A 16635-nucleotide genomic window follows, 5' to 3' on the forward strand; every position below is an offset into this window, starting at 1 on the left:
CCATGGCCCTCTCCCGCCGGGAGAGGGAAAACAGCTTACGGCTGTAAAGCATTCCCGACGCGTTTATCCTTCAGGAACACCACGATAAGCCCAACCCACAGCACGCCGTTAGCCAGATTAAACAGGCTGAACAGACCGTTGCCGCCAAATGCGTAGGCGTGTTTGCTCACCTCGATACCGACGGTGAAAATCAGCATTTGCAACATGCCCATCGCCGCTGACACCGTGCCTTTGCTCATCTCGCTGGCAAACAGGGTCAGGCGCACCAGTCCGGCATTCGCCACACCGATACCGAACGCGTAAACGCTTAATCCTGCGGTCATCCACAAATACGCATGGGACGACACCACTGTCGCGACCGCCGCCAGAACCAGCCCGGCAGCGATGGGCCAGCCGCCCATAATGATCAAGGCACGCACCGTACGACGGGATGTGAGACGCGCCAGCACCAGGTTACCGATAATCAGCGCGCCAAAAATCGGCACCTGCAGCAGGCCATACTCATAGCTGCTGAGCTGCTCGCCGCTGATGATAATGACCGGCGACTGGGCAATCCACGCCAGCAGAGGCAGGCTAACAAACCCCGTCGCCAGCGCGCCCGCCACAAAGCGGCCGTTCTTCAGCACTTCTTTGTAATCCCGGCCCAGCTCTTTTAGCGACAGTTTCTCACCCAGACGGGTAGCGGTTTCCGGCATCGCGCGGTGCAGGCCAAAGAAAGCGACGGCGGCCAGCACGGAAAACAGCACGAACATCCCTTCCCACGGCGCAACGTGTACCCAGGCAGCGCCCACCAGCGGCCCCAGCAGGGGCGCGATCAGCGCCACGTTCGCCATCAGCGCGGTAATCTTGATACACACCGCTTCCTCAAACGACTCCTGGATGGCGGCATACCCGACGGCACCGATAAAGCAGAGGCTCACCCCCTGCAGGAAGCGCAGCAGGGTAAATTGCTCAATATTTTGCGCCAGCAGCGTGGCGAGGCAGGTCACGATAAACCACACCACGCCCGTCAGCATCACCGGACGACGGCCAATACGATCCGACAGCGGCCCTAACAGCCACTGCAAAAACATGCCGCCAGCCAGATAAGCGGTCATGGAGGTCGGTACCCATTCGATCCCTGCGTTGTACTGTTCGACAACGGCCAGCATGCCGGGCTGGATCATATCGTTGCCGATGTAAGTAGAGAATTCGTAGAGCACCAGACATAAGGGGAAAAGCAACGCCTGACGACCCAGACGTGAACCAGAAGAAGAACGGTTTAACATGCAATCTCTTTATCGTGACAAAATCGCGACGAGTGTAATGAAATGCCCTGGCCCGAGATAGTGATTTATCCAGAAGAAACAGAAATAAAGCACATATCGTCTTTGTTTAAGGTTTCCTTAAGTTGACAGATTTATGATAGCCCCATTTCTCGTCAACGACTCCGGATTATGGCACCCACTTCCAGCCGTTCAGAATTGTCTAACTTACAGACAAATAAGACAAAACGACTTTACCGTCTACCACCCCGCTTTTATGGTTATCAGCTTTTAATACTGATAGCCCTTGCCGTGCTGTTTACCTGGCTATCCCGCGATGAAACGCTCGACAGATGGATCACCGGTTTATGGTATGACGCGGCTGCTCACCGTTTTCCACTGCAGCAAGACCACCTGCTGGACCTGCTGAACCATCGACTGGCGAAGTACATCGCCATCGCCGCAGGTGCTGTTGCGCTCATTTATGGCGCGTTCAGGCGCAATGCGAGACTGGTCACGGCCGCGCTGCTGATGGGGCTTGGCGCGCTGGTGGTTGGCGTACTGAAAAGCATAAGCCATCACAGCTGCCCGTGGGATCTGGTGGAGTATGGCGGTAAGGCCGTTTCTTATCCGCTGTTCAGTGCCGCTCCCGCTGACAGCGGTCCGGGGCGCTGTTTCCCCGGCGGTCATGCCTCCAGCGGCTTTATGGTGATGGGACTGTTCTTTGCCTTCTGGCGCGAGCGTCCGCGTCTTGCCTGGTGCTTCGTCGTGCTGGGCGCCGCTTTAGGTCTGGCGATGGGTTACGGCCAGGTCATGCGCGGGGCGCATTTTTTCTCTCACAACCTGTGGGCTGGGTGGTGGGTCTGGTTTTCCCAGTTGGTGGTCTACGGTCTGGTCTCCACCTGGTTTGCTAAAGAGTGACAACGCTATGTTAGAGAATTTGAATTACCAGCTGTTTTATCTCATCAACGCCACTCCGGCCTCGCCAGAGTGGATGATTGATTTCGCCACCTTCCTGGCAAAAGATCTGATCAGTATCGTGCCGGTGCTGGCGGCGATCCTCTGGCTGTGGGGGCCGAGAAGCCAGGTGAAGGCGCAGCGCCAGCTGGTAATTAAGATGGCGATGGCCCTCGGGATCAGCGTGCTGGTCAGCTACATTCTGGGCCTGACGTTCCCGCACGACCGCCCCTTCGTCGACCACGCGGGGTATACCTTCCTGCACCATGCCCCGGATGACTCGTTCCCAAGCGATCACGGGACGGTTATCTTTACTTTCGCGCTGGCCTTCCTGTTCTGGCATCGTCTGTGGTCGGGTGCGGTGCTGATGGTGGTGGCCGGGGCTATCGCCTGGTCTCGCGTTTATCTCGGCGTCCACTGGCCGATGGATATGGTGGGGGGGGTGCTGGTCGGTCTCATCGGCTGCGTCAGCGCAGCGATCCTGTGGAATCTCTTCGGTGAAGCGCTCTACCGCGGCCTGTCTTATCTGTATCGCACCCTTTTTGCTATCCCGATCCGCAAAGGCTGGATACGTGACTAACCCCAGCCTGACAGGTTACACTTGAACCCCCGCCCTGCGGGGGTTCACTTTTTTATCCCGAGGAACTATGGAAACACGTCGCGATGACCGCATTGCTCAGCTGATACAGGCGCTGAAGCGCAGTGATAAGCTTCATCTTAAGGAAGCCGCCAGTCTCCTCGGGGTCTCTGAGATGACCATTCGCCGGGATCTGAACAGCGAGAGCGCGCCTGTCGTGCTGCTGGGCGGGTACATTGTGCTTGAGCCGCGTAGCGCCAGCCATTATCTGATCAGCGACCAAAAGACGCGCCTGGTGGAAGAGAAACGCAAAGCCGCCCGGCTTGCGGCCTCGCTGGTGCAGCCGCATCAGACGCTTTTTTTTGACTGCGGCACCACCACGCCGTGGATAATCGAAGCGATCGACAGCAGCATCCCGTTTACGGCGGTGTGTTACTCGCTGAATACCTTTCTGGCACTGCAGGAGAAACCCGAGTGCCGGGTGATCCTCTGTGGCGGTGAGTTTCACGCCAGCAACGCCATCTTTAAGCCGCTGAATCTGCAGGATACGCTCAGCAACGTATGTCCGGATATCGCGTTTTATTCCGCAGCAGGAGTCACTGTCCGTCAGGGAGCAACCTGCTTTAACCTGGAAGAGTTGCCGGTCAAGCACTGGGCATTAAGCGCCGCGCAGTACCATGTGCTGGTGGTCGATCACAGCAAGTTTGGCAAGGTTCGTCCGGCAAGAATGGGTGAGCTGTCGCGCTTTGACGCCATCGTCAGCGATTGCCGTCCGGATGAAGAGACCGTGGCCTACGCGAAAGCGCAGCAGGTGAAGTTGATGTACTGAGTCAGGTGCAGAGGTCATACCGGGTGGCGCGATGCCACCCGACAATGGAGGCTTAACTGAACCAGCTGCCAAACCATCCGTGGAATTTCATCATGACGAAGTCCCACATCCGGCTAAAGAAACCGCCCTCTTCTACCGCTTCCATCACAATCAGCGGACGCTGTTCAATCGATTTGCCATTAAGCTGGAAATCAATCGTCCCGACCACCTGGCCTTTTTTCAGCGGCGCGGTGAGCTGGCTGTCGGTCAGGGTGTAGCTGGCTTTCAGGTTTTTCAGCTGACCACGGGGAATGGTCACCGACCCGCCTTCACCCGCCCCCAGGTTCACTTCACTCTTGTCACCAAACCAGACGCGCTGGCTGATGAACGTGGCATCCGGTTTAATGGGCGTGACGGTTTCATAGAAGCGGAAACCCCAGGTCAGCAATTTTTCTGATTCATTAAAACGAATGCGGTCGGTTTTGGTGCCCAGCACGACCGAGATCAGGCGCATATCACCCTGAGTTGCGGAAGCGACCAGGTTATAACCCGCGCCGGCCGTGGTGCCGGTCTTCATACCGTCGACGTTGACGTTGCTGCTCCACAGCAGACGGTTACGGTTCGGCTGGCGGATTTTATTGAAGGTAAACTCTTTCTCTTTGTGGATGGCATATTCATCCGGCACGTCGTGGATCAACGCTTTGCCTAACAGCGCCATGTCGCGCGCGGTACTGAACTGACCCGGCGCATCAAGACCGTGCACGGTTTTAAAGGTGGTATTGGTCAGGCCCAGTTTTTGCGCGTAGCCATTCATCAGGCCAATAAAAGAGTCCTGGCTGCCCGCAACGTAATCGGCCAGCGCAATACAGGCATCGTTACCGGACTGGATAATGACCCCTTTATTCAAATCAGACACTGACACCTGATCGCCGGGTTTGAGGAACATCACCGATGACCCACGCAGCGCCGGGTTGCCGGTCGCCCAGGCGTCCTTCCCGATGGTGACCATATCGTCAAGCTTGATTTTGCCCGCTTTCAGCGCCTGACCCACCACATAGCTGGTCATGATTTTCGTCAGGCTTGCCGGGTCAAGTTTCTCATCCGCATTGCCTTCCGCCAGCACTTTACCACTGGAATAATCCATCAGGATCCAGGCGCGCGCATCCACAGGCGGCGCTTCGGGCGCAGCCTGTTCCGCTGCGTAGAGAGTTGGTACAAACAGGAAAAGGAGCGCAGAGCCTGCCGCCAGGCTGCGCAGAGAAGTCATTTTTCGCGTCATAAATGCCACCCGAGTGTCCATTCAAAAATTACGTCACATCACCGTGTCGCAAGAAGCGATGAGTAATAGCGCACTAAAACGGTTAAAGAAACCTAACCAAGGTAAAGTTATTAAAGTTTATGCAATAACATTCAGATACGCTTTGATTCAGGCGATTTTTTTGTCTTCTGTTGCGTAATTGTTAGGTTTATCCCACCATGGCAAATCGCTGGCGTTGATTCACATCTCAGGTTGTTTGACTATTTCGGGAGTTTCTATGATTACGCTGTGGGGCAGGAACAATTCAACCAACGTTAAGAAAGTCCTCTGGACGCTGGAGGAGCTGGATTTACCGTTTAAGCAGGTGATGGCAGGTTTGCAGTTTGGGGTAAATAAAGATGCCGACTATCTGGCCATGAACCCAAACGGTCTGGTGCCCTTGCTGCGCGACGAAGAGACCGACGTGACGCTGTGGGAGTCCAACACCATCGTGCGTTACCTCGCGGCACAGTATGGTCAGAGCCGCCTGTGGGTGGACAATCCGGCCCAACGCGCTCAGGGTGAAAAGTGGATGGACTGGGCAAACCAGACGCTCTCCCCCGCACACCGTGTGATCCTGATGGGGCTTGTCAGAACCCCCGAAGCTGACCGCGACTATCCTGCCATTCATGCAGCCCAGGACACCTGTGAAAACCTGTTTGCGATGATGGACGACGAACTGGCGAAGCATCCGTGGTTCTCAGGCGAACGCTTCGGCGTAGGCGATATTGCCGTTGCGCCCTTCATCTGGAACCTGACCAACATTGACGTTACCTGGACGCCGCGCCCGCATCTTGAGCGCTGGCTGAAGCAACTGAGCGAGCGCCCGGCATACCGTCACGTGGTGATGATCCCGGTGACCTGATTACGATCCGGACGGGCTGACTTTCAACAGTTGCCCGTCCGTCTCATCGGTCAGGACATACAGATACCCATCCGGCCCCACCCGCACATCGCGAATGCGCTGGTCTCTGTCACCTAAAATTCGCCCCTTCTCGGTAACCGTGTTGCCCTCCACGCTCAGCACGATAACGTCTTTCTCCTTCAGCGCCCCGACAAACAGCGTGTTTTTCCACTGCGGGAATACGTCACTGTTGTAAAACGCCATCCCGCTCACGGCGGGGGACACTTTCCAGACAAAGAGCGGCTTTTCCGTTCCCTCGACGTGCTCGCCCTGGGCTTCCGGGATCTTCAGGCCGCTGTAGTTAATACCGTGCGTCGCCAGCGGCCAGCCGTAATTTTTGCCTTTCTCCGGGATATTGATTTCATCCCCGCCGCGCGGACCGTGCTCGTTAAGCCATAGCGTGTCGCTCCAGGGGTTCATCGCCATCCCCTGCGGATTACGAATGCCGTAAGACCAGATTTCGGGCCGTGCGCCGGGAGTGTTCACAAACGGGTTATCGGCAGGCACTTTGCCGTCCTCCGTCAGGCGCACAACTTTGCCCTGCAGTTTATCCAGATCCTGCGCCGTCGGACGCTGGTTGTTCTCGCCCAGACCAATAAACAGATGGCCTTTACCGTCGAAGACCAGTCGACCACCGAAATGGTTACCGGTGGACAGTTTCGGCATCTGACGGAAGACCACCTGGAAACCTTCAATTCGGGAGAGATCATCGCTTAAGCGGCCATAGCCAACCGCCGTTCCCGCTTTGCCGTCATTCCCCGCCTCGGCATAGCTCAGCCAGACGCGGCGTGATTTTTCAAAATCCGGGGCGAGTGCCACGTCCAGCAACCCGCCCTGGCCGTTTGCCCAGACCTTGGGTACGCCGACGATCGGATCGGAAAGCCCTTTTCCGGCCTGCCAGTGCTTTAACTGGCCTCCCTTAAGGGTCACCAGCAGCCCTTTATTGTCCGGCAGGAACGCCATCGACCAGGGATGATCGAGCCGGTTTTGCACAACGTCGACTTTTACCGCGTCAGGGGCGGCGAGGAGAGAAATCGGGAAAAATAACGCAGGCAGGAAAATCAGCGAAGATCGATGCATAACGCGCTCCTTTATCGGTTTATGGCATAAAGGTTAGCCACTGGGTCCGGGCACGTTATCACTTTTACAAAAGCTTAATCAGAAGGGGGAGTTGCCTCCCCCGGTGTCAGTGTTGTTCAAGCGTCTCGTGCTTGTTCAGACACATGATGCATAGAGAGAGCGTGGTCAGGCAGTTTTCAAGCTTCTCCGCGTTAACAGCGATAAAATTCGGGCAGTCGTGGCGTCCGTTCATCAAACATACCCCTGCAATGGAGAGCACCTCGGCGGCGCGGCGCAACGCAACGAGTTCGCTTTCGGCGTATTCCGCTTTCAGGACGGGTGCTTTTTCACGCATGAAGTTGCAAAGTTCAAAGAGATTATCACGCAGATGTTCGCTTTCGCTGACTGACATATACCCTTTTGCCTTCCTCAACTGCAGGTACGCGGCAAGGTCGATTCGGGCATTGATCAGCTTGTTAAGCAGATCGCGTTTCAGTCTGTCAACGGACATGCTCTTTCCTCCTCTGTCAGCCATTGTGCACATTCAGAATAAGGTTATTTTTTGTACAGTTTAATGCCTGAGATCAATAATTCTTAACTGATTAACATTATTTACAATGTTACAACCTTCTTGCCGGTCATCCGCCTCGCAAAGAGTGTATAAATCCCCCGCGGAACGCTGTAAAATCCCGCCCTGATAACTCCATAATTGATGAATTTTTAACCTATGAGCAATGTTACGCACCAGCCTAAAATCGGCTTCGTCTCCCTGGGCTGCCCAAAAAACCTGGTGGATTCTGAACGCATCCTGACCGAACTGCGCACCGAGGGCTATGACGTGGTGCCAAGCTACGACAACGCCGACATGGTGATCGTTAACACCTGCGGGTTTATCGACAGCGCGGTTCAGGAGTCACTGGAAGCCATCGGCGAAGCCCTGACGGAAAACGGCAAAGTGATTGTGACCGGCTGTCTGGGCGCGAAAGTGGACCAGATCCGCGAAGTGCACCCGAAAGTGCTGGAGATCACCGGCCCGCATAGCTACGAGCAGGTACTGGAGCATGTTCATCACTATGTCCCTAAACCTAAGCACAATCCGTTCCTGAGCCTGGTGCCAGAACAGGGCGTGAAGCTGACCCCGCGTCACTATGCGTACCTGAAAATTTCCGAAGGCTGCAACCATCGCTGCACCTTCTGCATTATCCCGTCCATGCGTGGCGATTTGGTCAGCCGTCCGATTGGTGAAGTGCTGGCAGAAGCCAAACGTCTGGCAGACGCAGGCGTTAAAGAGCTGCTGGTCATTTCTCAGGATACCTCGGCCTATGGCGTCGACGTGAAGCATCGCTCTGGTTTCCACAACGGCGAGCCGGTGAAAACCAGCATGGTCGGCCTGTGCGAACAGCTTGCCAAACTGGGTATCTGGACACGTCTGCATTACGTCTACCCGTATCCGCACGTTGACGATGTCATCCCGCTGATGGCAGAAGGGAAAATTCTTCCGTATCTGGATATCCCGCTGCAGCACGCCAGCCCGCGTATTCTGAAGCTGATGAAGCGTCCTGGCTCCGTCGATCGCCAGCTGGCACGCATCAAACAGTGGCGTGAAATCTGCCCGGACCTGACCCTGCGTTCCACCTTCATCGTGGGCTTCCCGGGCGAAACCGAAGAAGATTTCCAGATGCTGCTCGACTTCCTGAAAGAAGCACGTCTGGACCGCGTAGGCTGCTTCAAATACAGCCCGGTCGAAGGCGCGACCGCCAACGAACTGGCGGATCAGGTTCCGGAAGAGGTGAAAGAAGAGCGCTGGAACCGCTTCATGCAGCTGCAACAGCAGATCTCTGCTGAACGTCTGCAGGAAAAAGTGGGCCGCGAAATTCTGGTCATCATCGATGAAGTGGACGAAGAAGGCGCAATTGGCCGCAGCATGGCTGACGCCCCTGAAATCGACGGCGCGGTCTACCTGAACGGCGAAACCAGCGTCAAGCCGGGCGATATTGTCCGCGTGAAAGTTGAAAACGCCGACGAGTATGATTTGTGGGGAACCCGGGTTTAACGGCGTTTTACCCTTCCCTTCACCCTCTCCCGCCGGGAGAGGGTTTCCATCCTACCCCTTAATCCTCGGATCCAGCGCGTCGCGTAACCCATCGCCCAACAGGTTAAACGCCAGCACGGTCAGGAAAATGGCCAGGCTCGGGAAGATGGCCACGTGCGGTGCAATGACCATGTCCGCTCTTGCTTCATTCAGCATCGCGCCCCACTCCGGCGTAGGCGGTTGCGCACCCAGCCCCAGAAACGACAGGCTGGCCGCCGAGATAATCGACACGCCGATACGCATGGTAAAATAGACCACGATAGACGACACCGTCCCCGGCAGAATATGGCTGAACAGGATAGTGGCATCGCTGGCCCCCATGCTGCGCGCAGACTCAATAAAGGTTTGCTGTTTGAGCACCAGCGTGTTGCCTCGCACCAGACGCGCAAACGCCGGTATTGAGAAGACCGCAACCGCAATAATGACGTTAGCCATACCGCTGCCCATTATCGCCACCACCGCAATCGCCAGCAGAATGCCCGGGAAGGCAAACAACACGTCGCAGATACGCATGATAATGCGGTCCCACCAGCCTTCGTAATATCCGGCGACCAGACCCAGCACGGTGCCGATTGCCGCGCCAATCAGTACCGCAAAAACCCCGGCGGCGAGAGAGATCTGCGCCCCCACCAGCACGCGGCTGAAGATGTCGCGCCCAAGCGAGTCCACGCCGAACCAGTGCAGCATCGACGGTCCATCATTGAGACGGTCGTAATCAAAATAGTTTTCCGCATCAAACGGTGCTACCCACGGCGCAATGACCGCCACCACAATCAGCAGCAGGACAAACAGCCCCGCCGTCATGGCGACCGGCTGACGGCGAAAACGCCGCCAGAATTCAAACCAGGGCGTGCGGATATGGTCCGGCTTTAGCCCCGGCATAGCGTTTAACATGGCCTGACGACGCCAGTTCAACAATCGCATTTTACTTATACCTGATGGCCGGGTTAATGGCGGCGTAAAGCACATCCACCACTAAGTTGATAAGAATAAATTCCAGTGAGAAAAGCAGGACTTCGGCCTGAATAACCGGGTAATCACGCATTTCGACTGAATCCACCAAAAGACGTCCCAGCCCCGGCCAGTTAAAGACCTTCTCTACCACAATCGAGCCGCCCAGCAGAAAACCAAACTGGAGCCCCATCATCGTCACCACCGGGATCATCGCGTTACGAAAGCCGTGTTTGAGGATGACCCATTTCTCGCTGACCCCTTTCGCCCGGGCGGTGCGAATATAATCTTCGCTCAGCACGTCAACGAACGAGGCGCGGGTAAAGCGGGCCATTACGGCAGCAACAGCCGCGCCCAGCGTCATCGAGGGCAGAATGTAGTGTTTCCAGGTGTCGGCCCCGACCGTCGGCAGCCAGCCCAGCTCCACGGAGAATATCTGCATCAGCAGCATCCCCAGTGCAAATGCCGGGAAGGAAATGCCCGTGACGGCCAGAGCCATACCGAGCTTATCCGGCCAGCGGTTGCGCCAGACGGCAGCGACAATTCCTGCGCCAAGACCAAACAGCACCGCCCAGCTCATGCTGGCAATGGTTAACCAGAACGTGGGCATAAAGCGGCTGGCAATCTCTTCCGACACCGGACGACGTGACACCATAGAAGTGCCAAAGTCACCCTGCAGAACGTTGCCAATATAGTGGAGAAACTGCATATACAAAGGCTGGTCGAGGCCCAGTTGTTTTCGCACCAGCGCGATAACCGTTGCATCCGCATCTGACCCTGCAACCAGACGTGCCGGATCGCCCGGCAGCATATGAACAAACAAAAACACCAGCACCGCCACAATCAGCAGCGTCGGGATAAGCCCCAACAGGCGTTTACAAACATAATTCAGCATGCCTTTCCCTCTCATCCCACAGGCGGTGGCCTGCGGGCATGAGTATTATTTTAAATCTGCTTCATCAAAGCTAAAGCCCGTATCCGGCATGATGTAGAACCCGGTCAGCGCTTTGTTATGCGCGGAAACCAGTTTTTCCACCACCAGCGGTACCCACGGCGACTCTTTCCAGATGATATCCTGCGCCTCTTTATACAGGCGTGCTTTCTCTTCCGGTTTGGTCGTTTTCAGGGCATCCGCCAGGTCTTTATCCACCTTCGGGTTGCTGTAGAAGGCCGTGTTGAACAGGGTCGGCGGCCAGTTCTGTGAGGCAAACAGCGGCGACAGCGCCCAGTCCGCTTCACCGGTAGAGGCCGACCAGCCGGTGTAGAACATCCGTACGCCGCTCTCTTTCTGCCCTTTCCCTTCCACTTCAGCCGCACGCTGACCGGCATCCATCGCGGTGACCTGCGCCTTGATACCTACCTGCGCCAGCTGCTGCTGGGTAAATTGCAGCACCTTCTGAGCGGTACTGTGATTATGCGACGACCAGAGCGTGGTGCTAAAGCCGTTCGGGAAACCCGCCTCTTTTAACAGCTCACGCGCTTTGGCCGGATCGTAAGGCCACGGTTGATAGTTTTGCGAATAGGCGATCGCCGGAGGCAGCACGCCGGTAGCCGGCGTGGCATAGCCAGCAAAGGCGACTTTTACCAGCGCCTGGCGGTTAATGGCGTAGTTGATGGCCTCACGCACTTTTGGGTTATCAAACGGCTTTTGCGTCACGTTCATGCTGATATAGCGCTGCATAATGGACGGGCTGGCGACCAGCTCCAGCTTGCTGTTTTTCTGCAGAATGGCGGCTTGCTCATAGGGGATCGGGAACGCGAACTGCGCCTCGCCGGTCTGCAGCATCGCCGCGCGGGTGTTGTTGTCCACCACCGGACGCCAGGTAATGGTGTCCAGCTTCGGCAGACCCGGCTGCCAGTAACCCGCAAACTTCTTAACCTTCACAAAGTCGGTCTGGTTCCAGGTAAGCAGCTCGTAGGGGCCGGTCCCCACCGGATGGAACCCGATCTCTTTGCCGTATTTTTTCAGCGCGGCAGGCGAAATCATCGCCGTGGCAGGGTGCGCCAGAATATTGATAAACGCCGAGAACGGCTCTTTCAGAGTGATCTTCACCGTCGTCGGGTCGACCACCTCGGTGCTGGCGATGTTTTTATACAGGTTGTAGCGCTTGAGGCTATTTTCCGGGTTGCTGGCGCGATCGAGGTTTATCTTCACCGCCTCCGCGTTGAAATCTGTACCGTCCTGGAACTTCACACCGGTTCTGAGCTTAAGGGTATACACCAGCCCGTCGCTGGAAACGGTATACCCTTCCGCCAGCACATTTTTAAGTTTCATCTCGCTATCCAGGCCAAACAGCCCTTGATAGAACGATTTCGCCACCGCCTGGGAGAGCGTGTCGTTGGCATCATACGGATCCAGCGTGGTGAAATTGGAACCGACGGCGACCACCACATCTTTGGCAGCGAACGCCGGCGCGGCGGCCAGGGCTGCCGTCACGCTCGCGGCGAGTAACCATCTGCGCGCTACAAATTTAAACATTGTGTTCTCCTGCCTGTTTTAAGTTATAACCGCGAGAATGCATTGTCCTGACGCGGGGGGGCCACAAAATGCCCCGGGCCAACCTCGCGCAGCGCCACGTGCTCCACCGCCTCGCCCCGTTTACGAATATTGCTCGGCATTTCGTCCTGCAGCAGCACACGCTGGCCGTGGCGATGCTCAGGGTCGGCAACCGGCACTGCGGCGATAAGCTTGCGTGTGTAAGGGTGCTGTGGATTTTCAAATACCGCCCTGCGCGGTCCTATCTCCACAATTTGCCCCATAAACATCACCGCGACACGGTGGCTGATACGCTCAACCACCGCCATGTCGTGTGAGATAAAGAGGAAGGCAATCCCCATATCCCGCTGCAGGTCGAGCAGTAAATTAATGATTTGCGCCCGGATAGAGACATCCAGCGCCGAGACGGATTCATCTGCAATCACCACTTTCGGGTTAAGTGCCAGCGCGCGGGCAATGCAAATACGCTGCCGCTGACCGCCCGAAAACTCGTGCGGATAACGCCAGGCATGTTCCGGCTTCAGCCCCACGCGCTCAAGCAGCCAGGCCACCCGACGCTGCGCGGCTTCACCGTCGAGCAGGTTATGCACCCGCAGCGGCTCCATAAGTGAATACCCCACCGTGTGGCGCGGGTCGAGGGAGGCATACGGATCCTGGAAAATAAACTGGATATCTCGCCTCACCGCCTGCAGTTTGCTGTCCGGAAGGGTATCAATGCGTTCCCCGTTAAAGGTTATGCTGCCCTCCTGGGACTCTACCAGCCTGAGCAGCGCCCGCCCGGTGGTGGATTTTCCGCAGCCTGACTCTCCCACCAGCGCCAGCGTTTCGCCTGGCCATAAATCAAAACTGACGTTTTCAACCGCATGCACCTCGCGCTTCACGCGGTTAAACATTCCGCTGCGCAGGGGAAAACGGGTCACCAGATCGCGCACTTCCAGAATCGGCTTTCCGGGTACCACGGTATCCTGCTCGATTTCATCTTCCTGCTGGCCTGCCGCTTCGAGAGAAATCAACGGGAACCGGCGCGGTAAATCGCTGCCGTTCATCGCCCCCAACCGCGGAACCGCCGCCAGCAGCGCTTTGGTGTAAGGATGAACCGGCGCATGGAAAATCTGCTCAACCGTGCCGGTTTCCACGGCGTTGCCCTTGTGCATGACCAGCACGCGATCGGCAATATCGGCGACCACGCCCATATCGTGGGTGATGAAAATCACCCCCATCTCCATCTCCTGCTGCAGCACTTTGATAAGCTGCAGAATTTGCGCCTGAATAGTCACATCCAGTGCCGTCGTGGGTTCGTCGGCAATCAGCACCGCGGGACGGCAGGAGAGCGCCATCGCAATCATGACGCGTTGACGCATACCGCCGGAAAGCTGATGCGGGTAGCGTCCCAGAATGGCCTGCGCTTCCGGTATGCGTACCAGGTCAAGCATGCGTTTCGCTTCACGAAGTGCCTCATCACCGCTCAACCCCTGATGCAGGCGGATGGACTCGGCAATCTGTTCCCCGACCGGAAAGACCGGGTTCAGCGAGGTCATCGGCTCCTGGAAGATCATCGCAATATCGGCCCCGCGCACGCTCTGCATCTGCGAGGCGCTCAGCTCATTTAAATCAATGACCTGGTGGTTACGCCGGCGCAGCAGCATTTTTTCGCAGCTGACCTGTCCGCCGGTCTGTTCCAGCAGACGCATCAGCGCCAGTGCGGTGACCGATTTCCCTGAACCGGACTCGCCCACAATCGCCAGCGTTTCGCCGCGGTTGAGCGAGAACGATAAATTCTGTACTGCGGGGATGAACTGCCGCTCTTCCTGAAACGCAATATTCAGTTGATGGACAGACAGCACTTCACGGTTGTCCAGCTCTTCACTGTGCGGCACGCTTTGCCCCCTTATTCACGATAGATCCCCGTACTGGGTTCATCACCGGCATAACCCCACGCGCGGTACATACCTTCGCTGTTAAACGGCAATGCCACGTTGCCCTCACGATCCACCGCAATTAACCCACCGATCCCCCCCAGCGCGGGCAGTTTCTCCATCACCACGCGCTCACAGGCTTCGGCCAGGCTTAACCCGCCGTAATCCATCAGCGCGGTGATGTCATACGCCGCGAGGGCGCGAATAAACACTTCACCGGTTCCGGTGCACGACACTGCCGCCGTGGCGTTATTGGCATAGCACCCTGCCCCCGGTAATGGAGTGTCACCTACCCGGCCCGGCAGTTTGTTGGTCATTCCGCCGGTCGACGTGGCCGCAGCCAGATTCCCGGCTTTATCAAGAGCCACCGCCCCTACCGTGCCCATTTTGCTGCGCTCATCGAGCGGCGCGGTATGGTCAAGCTGCGCCACGTTTGCCGAGCGCGCCTCAAGCAGCTGTTGATAACGCTCCGGCGTTGAAAACAGATCGGGAGAAACTGGCGTCATGCCATGTTCCGCGGCAAACGTCTCCGCCCCGGCCCCGGTCAGAAGAACATGCGGGCTCGCCTCCATCACCAGACGCGCGGCCAGCACCGGATTACGCAGATGGCTCACCCCCGCGACGGCGCCCGCTTTAAGGGTGACACCGTCCATGACGCAGGCATCCAGCTCGTGCGTTTCATCGCGGGTAAAGACCGAACCAATGCCCGCGTTAAACAACGGGCACTCTTCCAGCAGACGTACCGCTTCGGTAACCACATCCAGCGCGCTCTCGCCCGCCTCCAGCATCCGCTGGCCCGTTTCCACAATGGCATACAGCGCATCAATATAACGTTTTTCCTGCTCGGGACTGAGCAGGGCACGGGTGATTGCCCCGGCGCCACCATGAATTGCGATTACCGCATTAACCATTCCCATCACCCGTTAGCCTGATTTGCGGCTTTTTCTATAAATATCATTATCGTCGCTGAAACTTCAGATGATTTTTGAATATAGAAAGACGCAACTGTGATGTAAAGCGTACACCCATCGGGTCATACAGTTAGTGGCACTTTTCTGCCATAATGGACGCTTTCGTCGTTACTCCGCAGGAGCCCACCATGGATTTTACCGCCGGACTGATGCCGCTTGAGGCGGCACTCACGCAGATGCTTGACCGAATTTCCCCCCTGCACGACCACGAGACGCTGCCATTGGTGCGCTGTTTTGGTCGTATTGCCGCGCGCGATATCGTCTCTCCGCTTAACGTGCCTGGGTTCGATAACTCCGCAATGGACGGCTACGCGGTACGCCTGGCGGATATCCGGACGGATACGGCGCTGCCCGTGGCGGGTAAAGCATTTGCCGGTCAGCCGTTTAACGGTGAGTGGCCTGCGGGTACCTGCGTACGCATCATGACCGGTGCCCCCGTACCGCCAGGCTGCGAAGCGGTGGTGATGCAGGAAGAGACCGAACAAACGGAAGCGGGCATCCGCTTCACCGCGAGTGTTAAAGCGGGACAGAATATCCGTCGTACCGGTGAAGACATCACGCGTGGCGCAACGGTATTTGCCGCCGGGCAGAAACTGACGGTGGGCGAACTGCCGGTGCTGGCCTCGCTCGGCATCGCAGAAATTGACGTTATCCGTAAGGTACGCGTGGCGGTCTTTTCCACCGGCGATGAACTCCAGCTTCCGGGCCAGCCACTGCAGGACGGCCAGATTTACGACACTAACCGCCTCGCGGTACACCTGATGCTTGAACAGCTGGGGTGTGAGGTCATTAACCTTGGCATCATTGCGGATGATCCGGAGAAACTGCGCGCCGCGTTTATTGAAGCGGACCAGTCTGCGGACGTGGTAATTAGCTCCGGCGGCGTTTCCGTAGGTGAAGCGGATTACACCAAAACCATTCTTGAAGAGCTGGGGGAGATCGGCTTCTGGAAACTGGCCATCAAGCCGGGCAAACCGTTCGCGTTTGGTCAGCTGAAACACAGCTGGTTCTGCGGCCTGCCGGGTAACCCGGTTTCCGCCGCCCTGACCTTCTACCAGCTGGTCATTCCGCTGCTGGCAAAACTGTCTGGTAACCAGGCCCACCCGCTGCCGGTTCGCCAGCGCGTACGTGCGGCGACGCGCCTGAAGAAATCACCGGGCCGTCTTGATTTCCAGCGCGGTATTCTGACGCGCAACGCTGAAGGCGAGCTGGAAGTGAGCACCACCGGACACCAGGGCTCGCACATCTTCAGCTCGTTCAGCCAGGGCAACTGCTTTATCGTTCTCGAGCGTGAACGCGGCAGCGTGGAGCCGGGTGAATGGGTTGAGGTGGAAAGCTTTAACCACCTCTTCGGAGGCTAAC

Annotated in this window: 15 protein-coding genes; 6 read left to right on the forward strand and 9 right to left on the reverse strand. The window is 57.0% G+C overall.

Annotated elements, in window-relative coordinates; translation table 11 throughout:
• Window positions 1–35 precede the first annotated feature (35 nt).
• Window positions 36–1268, reverse strand: a complete 1233-nt coding sequence (locus BJ887_RS14985) for an MFS transporter (RefSeq protein ID WP_059305489.1) — start codon at window positions 1266–1268, stop codon at window positions 36–38.
• A 168-nt stretch (window positions 1269–1436) separates the two neighbouring features.
• Here BJ887_RS14985 and BJ887_RS14990 point away from each other — a divergent pair, with 168 nt between their 5' ends.
• From BJ887_RS14990 to deoR, 3 genes are all read left to right on the forward strand, one after another.
• Window positions 1437–2165: a phosphatase PAP2 family protein gene (locus tag BJ887_RS14990; protein WP_020884882.1), complete on the forward strand. Its 729-nt coding sequence runs from the start codon at window positions 1437–1439 to the stop codon at window positions 2163–2165.
• Window positions 2166–2172: 7 nt separating this feature from the next.
• A complete protein-coding gene (ybjG, locus tag BJ887_RS14995; RefSeq protein ID WP_121340062.1) occupies window positions 2173–2781 on the forward strand; it encodes an undecaprenyl-diphosphate phosphatase in 609 nt (202 codons plus the stop codon).
• 67 nt (window positions 2782–2848) lie between these two features.
• Window positions 2849–3607 carry a DNA-binding transcriptional repressor DeoR gene (deoR, locus tag BJ887_RS15000; RefSeq protein WP_014169292.1) on the forward strand — a complete coding sequence of 253 codons (759 nt, stop codon included), beginning with the start codon at window positions 2849–2851 and terminating at the stop codon, window positions 3605–3607.
• 52 nt (window positions 3608–3659) lie between these two features.
• Here deoR and dacC read toward each other — a convergent pair whose 3' ends face one another.
• Entirely contained in the window at window positions 3660–4865 is a 1206-nt protein-coding gene (gene dacC, locus BJ887_RS15005; protein WP_020884884.1) for a serine-type D-Ala-D-Ala carboxypeptidase, read from the reverse strand.
• A gap of 256 nt (window positions 4866–5121) precedes the next feature.
• Between dacC and BJ887_RS15010 the strand changes: the two genes are divergently transcribed.
• Window positions 5122–5748: a glutathione S-transferase family protein gene (locus BJ887_RS15010; RefSeq protein ID WP_020884885.1), complete on the forward strand. Its 627-nt coding sequence runs from the start codon at window positions 5122–5124 to the stop codon at window positions 5746–5748.
• On the opposite strand, the gene BJ887_RS15015 is transcribed toward BJ887_RS15010, so the two are convergent.
• A complete protein-coding gene (locus BJ887_RS15015) occupies window positions 5749–6867 on the reverse strand; it encodes a PQQ-dependent sugar dehydrogenase (protein ID WP_014169289.1) in 1119 nt (372 codons plus the stop codon). It lies immediately after the preceding gene.
• Between the two features lie 106 nt (window positions 6868–6973).
• On the reverse strand, window positions 6974–7357 hold the full coding sequence (gene bssR, locus BJ887_RS15020; RefSeq protein ID WP_020884887.1) for a biofilm formation regulator BssR: 384 nt from the start codon (window positions 7355–7357) through the stop codon (window positions 6974–6976).
• A gap of 216 nt (window positions 7358–7573) precedes the next feature.
• On the opposite strand from bssR, the gene rimO reads away from it, so the two are divergent.
• On the forward strand, window positions 7574–8899 hold the full coding sequence (gene rimO, locus BJ887_RS15025) for a 30S ribosomal protein S12 methylthiotransferase RimO (RefSeq protein WP_032677749.1): 1326 nt from the start codon (window positions 7574–7576) through the stop codon (window positions 8897–8899).
• 51 nt (window positions 8900–8950) lie between these two features.
• On the opposite strand, the gene gsiD is transcribed toward rimO, so the two are convergent.
• Genes gsiD through iaaA form a run of 5 tightly spaced genes read right to left on the reverse strand, consistent with a single transcriptional unit; the run spans window position 8951 to window position 15213 of the window.
• On the reverse strand, window positions 8951–9862 hold the full coding sequence (gene gsiD / locus BJ887_RS15030; RefSeq protein ID WP_047355689.1) for a glutathione ABC transporter permease GsiD: 912 nt from the start codon (window positions 9860–9862) through the stop codon (window positions 8951–8953).
• Window position 9863: 1 nt separating this feature from the next.
• Window positions 9864–10784: a glutathione ABC transporter permease GsiC gene (gsiC, locus tag BJ887_RS15035; RefSeq protein ID WP_020884889.1), complete on the reverse strand. Its 921-nt coding sequence runs from the start codon at window positions 10782–10784 to the stop codon at window positions 9864–9866.
• A 45-nt stretch (window positions 10785–10829) separates the two neighbouring features.
• The gene (gsiB, locus tag BJ887_RS15040) at window positions 10830–12368 is read right to left on the reverse strand and encodes a glutathione ABC transporter substrate-binding protein GsiB (protein WP_121340063.1); all 1539 of its coding nucleotides are present in this window, start codon (window positions 12366–12368) and stop codon (window positions 10830–10832) included.
• A 23-nt stretch (window positions 12369–12391) separates the two neighbouring features.
• Entirely contained in the window at window positions 12392–14263 is a 1872-nt protein-coding gene (gene gsiA / locus BJ887_RS15045) for a glutathione ABC transporter ATP-binding protein GsiA (RefSeq protein WP_121340064.1), read from the reverse strand.
• A gap of 11 nt (window positions 14264–14274) precedes the next feature.
• Window positions 14275–15213, reverse strand: coding sequence for a beta-aspartyl-peptidase (iaaA, locus tag BJ887_RS15050; protein WP_047355724.1), 939 nt, complete (start codon window positions 15211–15213; stop codon window positions 14275–14277).
• 188 nt (window positions 15214–15401) lie between these two features.
• Between iaaA and moeA the strand changes: the two genes are divergently transcribed.
• The gene (moeA, locus tag BJ887_RS15055) at window positions 15402–16634 is read left to right on the forward strand and encodes a molybdopterin molybdotransferase MoeA (RefSeq protein ID WP_041162513.1); all 1233 of its coding nucleotides are present in this window, start codon (window positions 15402–15404) and stop codon (window positions 16632–16634) included.
• The last annotated feature ends 1 nt before the right edge of the window (window position 16635 follow it).

It is taken from the genome of Enterobacter sp. WPR_3_1 (assembly GCF_003635055.1).
Classification (GTDB): Bacteria; Pseudomonadota; Gammaproteobacteria; order Enterobacterales; family Enterobacteriaceae; genus Enterobacter; species Enterobacter ludwigii.

Coding starts and splice junctions, on each gene's coding strand:
- rimO (WP_032677749.1), top strand. CDS start 7,574: ATGAGCAATGTTACGCACCAGCCTAAAATCGGCTTCGTCTCCCTGGGC.
- BJ887_RS14985 (WP_059305489.1), bottom strand. CDS start 1,268: ATGTTAAACCGTTCTTCTTCTGGTTCACGTCTGGGTCGTCAGGCGTTG.
- gsiD (WP_047355689.1), bottom strand. CDS start 9,862: ATGCGATTGTTGAACTGGCGTCGTCAGGCCATGTTAAACGCTATGCCG.
- BJ887_RS15015 (WP_014169289.1), bottom strand. CDS start 6,867: ATGCATCGATCTTCGCTGATTTTCCTGCCTGCGTTATTTTTCCCGATT.
- BJ887_RS15010 (WP_020884885.1), top strand. CDS start 5,122: ATGATTACGCTGTGGGGCAGGAACAATTCAACCAACGTTAAGAAAGTC.
- iaaA (WP_047355724.1), bottom strand. CDS start 15,213: ATGGTTAATGCGGTAATCGCAATTCATGGTGGCGCCGGGGCAATCACC.
- dacC (WP_020884884.1), bottom strand. CDS start 4,865: ATGACGCGAAAAATGACTTCTCTGCGCAGCCTGGCGGCAGGCTCTGCG.
- bssR (WP_020884887.1), bottom strand. CDS start 7,357: ATGTCCGTTGACAGACTGAAACGCGATCTGCTTAACAAGCTGATCAAT.
- deoR (WP_014169292.1), top strand. CDS start 2,849: ATGGAAACACGTCGCGATGACCGCATTGCTCAGCTGATACAGGCGCTG.
- gsiC (WP_020884889.1), bottom strand. CDS start 10,784: ATGCTGAATTATGTTTGTAAACGCCTGTTGGGGCTTATCCCGACGCTG.
- ybjG (WP_121340062.1), top strand. CDS start 2,173: ATGTTAGAGAATTTGAATTACCAGCTGTTTTATCTCATCAACGCCACT.
- moeA (WP_041162513.1), top strand. CDS start 15,402: ATGGATTTTACCGCCGGACTGATGCCGCTTGAGGCGGCACTCACGCAG.
- BJ887_RS14990 (WP_020884882.1), top strand. CDS start 1,437: ATGGCACCCACTTCCAGCCGTTCAGAATTGTCTAACTTACAGACAAAT.
- gsiB (WP_121340063.1), bottom strand. CDS start 12,368: ATGTTTAAATTTGTAGCGCGCAGATGGTTACTCGCCGCGAGCGTGACG.